Source organism: Rhizobium sp. MHM7A (assembly GCF_005862215.1).
Taxonomy (GTDB): domain Bacteria; phylum Pseudomonadota; class Alphaproteobacteria; order Rhizobiales; family Rhizobiaceae; genus Rhizobium; species Rhizobium bangladeshense.
Window position 1 is genome coordinate 1 of the sequence record NZ_VCHT01000054.1, and the last position, 3,224, is coordinate 3,224.

The following is a 3,224-nucleotide window of genomic DNA, read 5'->3' on the forward strand; positions in this document are numbered from 1 at the left end:
TCCGACGCGCAGCTCGCCAAGGACGTCACCATAGCCCTGCCGCTCGAGCTGACGGCCGAGCAGAACATCGCGCTCATGCGCGACTTTGTGGAGCGGCACATCACCGCGCAGGGCATGGTCGCGGACTGGGTCTATCACGACGCCCCCGGCAATCCTCACGTCCACCTCATGACCACATTGCGGCCGCTCACCGAAGACGGTTTCGGTTCGAAGAAGGTCGCGGTGCTCGGCCCGGATGGCAAGCCAATCCGAAATGACGCCGGCAAAATCGTCTATCAGCTGTGGGCCGGTAGCACTGACGATTTCAATGCGTTTCGCGACGGCTGGTTTGCCTGCCAGAACAAACATCTGGCGCTTGCCGGCCTCGATATCCGCATCGACGGCCGTTCCTTCGAAAAGCAGGGTATCGACCTCGAGCCAACCATTCACCTCGGCGTCGGCGCCAAAGCCATCGAGCGCAAGGCCGAGCAATCCGACCACAAGTCGGAGACCTCGACTCCCAAACTCGAACGCATCGAGCTTCAGGAGGAACGTCGCAGGGAGAATGCGCGGCGCATCCAGCGCCGTCCGGAGATCGTGCTCGACCTGATCACCCGGGAGAAGAGCGTCTTCGACGAACGCGATGTTGCGAAGGTGTTGTATCGCTATATCGACGATGTCGCTCTGTTCCAAAGTCTGATGGTCCGGATTCTGCAAAGTCCGGAAGCGCTCCGGCTCGAACGCGAGCGGATCAACTTTGCGACAGGTATTCGGACACCCGCGAAGTACACCACGCGCGAGATGATCCGGCTTGAAGGCGAGATGGCCAATCGCGCGAGCTGGCTCTCCGGTCGCGCCACCCATGGCGTCCGTGAGGCGGTGCTGCAGGCGACGTTTGCGCGCCATCCCCGTCTGTCGGATGAGCAGCGAACGGCGATCGAGCATGTCGCCGGGGCCACGCGGATTGCCGCTGTCATCGGCCGCGCCGGCGCCGGCAAGACGACGATGATGAAGGCTGCGCGCGAGGCGTGGGAAACGGCCGGCTATCGTGTGGTCGGCGGCGCCTTGGCTGGCAAAGCCGCCGAAGGTTTGGAGAAGGAAGCTGGCATCGTTTCCCGCACGCTGTCGTCGTGGGAGCTTCGCTGGAACCAGGGTCGCAACCAGCTCGACGACAGATGCGTTTTCGTACTCGACGAGGCCGGCATGGTGTCGTCACGGCAGATGGCGCTCTTCGTCGAAGCCGTCACCAAGGCCGGCGCCAAACTCGTCCTTGTCGGTGATCCGGAACAGCTTCAACCGATCGAGGCCGGTGCAGCTTTCCGTGCGATCGCCGATCGCATTGGTTATGCCGAACTCGAGACGATCTATCGTCAGCGCCAGCAATGGATGCGCGACGCCTCGCTCGATCTCGCGCGCGGCAATGTCGGCAAAGCGGTCGATGCCTACACCGCCCATGGTCGAATGATTGGTCTGAGACTGAAGGATGAGGCCGTCGAAAGCCTGATCGCAGCTTGGGACCGGGACTACGATCCTTCGAAGACCAGCCTGATCCTCGCACACCTTCGCCGCGATGTTCGGATGTTGAACGATATGGCCCGCGCCAAGCTGGTCGAGCGTGGCGTCGTCGCAGATGGATTCGCGTTCAAGACAGAGGGAGGAACTCGCATGTTCGCGACCGGCGACCAGATCGTGTTCCTCAAGAACGAGGGCAGCCTTGGCGTCAAGAACGGCATGCTCGCAAAGGTGCTTGAGGCTGCACCCGGCCGGATCGTTGCGGAGATTGGCGACGCCGAGCACCGCCGGCAGGTCACGGTCGAGCAGCGCTTCTACAACAATCTCGACCACGGCTATGCGACAACGATCCACAAGAGCCAGGGCGCGACCGTCGACCGGGTGAAGGTGCTTGCTTCCCTTTCATTGGACCGGCATCTCACCTATGTGGCGATGACGCGCCATCGCGAGGATCTCGCCGTCTACTACGGCAGTCGCTCATTCGCGAAGTCCGGCGGCCTCATCCCGATCCTGTCGCGCCGGAACGCCAAGGAAACCAGCCTCGACTACGAGAAGAGCGCTCTCTATCGCCAAGCCTTGCGCTTTGCGGAGGCCCGCGGCCTGCACCTCATGAACGTCGCCCGCACGATCGCACACGATCGGCTCCAATGGGCCGTCCGGCAGAAACAGAAACTCGCCGACCTCGGCGCCCGACTTGCCGCCATCGGCGCGGCACTCGGGCTGGTCCGCGGCAGCAACAAACACTCCATCCCGGACACAATCAAGGAGGCAAAGCCCATGGTATCAGGCATCACCACCTTCCCGAAATCGCTCGACCAGGCTGTCAAAGACAAGCTCGCCGCCGATCCCGGCCTCAAGAAACAATGGGAGGACGTCTCGACCCGCTTCCAGCTCGTCTACGCGAAGCCGGAAGCTGCCTTCAAGGCGATCAATGTCGATACCATGTTGAAGGACCAATCGGTCGCGCAGTCCACCCTGGCAAGGATTGCCGGCGAGCCAGAGAGCTTTGGCGCGCTAAAGGGCAAGACCGGTCTTTTCGCGAGCCGTGGCGACAAGCAGGACCGGGAAAAAGCGCTCGCCAATGTGCCGGCGCTCGCCCGTAATCTTGAACGTTATCTTCGTGAGCGGGCCGAGGCCGAATTCAAACATGAGACGGAGGAGCGCGCGGTTCGGCTCAAGGTTTCCGTCGACATCCCAGCGCTCTCTCCAGCCGCCAAGCAAACGCTCGAACGCGTGCGCGATGCGATCGATCGCAACGATTTGTCCGCAAGCCTCGAATACGTGCTCGCCGATAAGATGGTGAAGGCCGAACTCGAAGGTTTCGCCAAGGCGGTGTCCGAGCGTTTCGGGGAACGGACGTTCCTGCCCTTGGCCGCGAAAGACACCGGCGGCAAGACGTTCGAGACCATCACATCGGGCATGACGGCTGGCCAGAAGGCTGAGGTCCAGTCCGCGTGGAATTCCATGCGGACGGTGCAGCAACTTGGCTCTCATGAACGAACGACCGAAGCGCTCAAGCAGGCTGAGACGATGCGTCAGACGAAGAGCCAAGGGCTCTCGCTGAAATGACGGTGGGAGTTGGAGCGCGCCGGGCGATGACGACGCAGCAACGACGAGCCATAGTGGTTCTGTCGATGGCGGCGGTAGCCGCCATCCTGCTGGTGGTGACTGCCGTCGCCGGCGGCTACCGCATCAATCTGACACCGAGCGAGCCACTCGGCCTGTGGCGCATC

1 protein-coding gene is annotated in these 3,224 nt (G+C 62.4%); it reads left to right on the forward strand.

Annotated features, from left to right (window positions below):
* The coding region (gene traA / locus FFR93_RS40220) for a Ti-type conjugative transfer relaxase TraA (RefSeq protein ID WP_138397210.1) at positions 1–3,060 on the forward strand (3,060 nt) is incomplete at its 5' end.
* Positions 3,061–3,224: the final 164 nt, after the last annotated feature.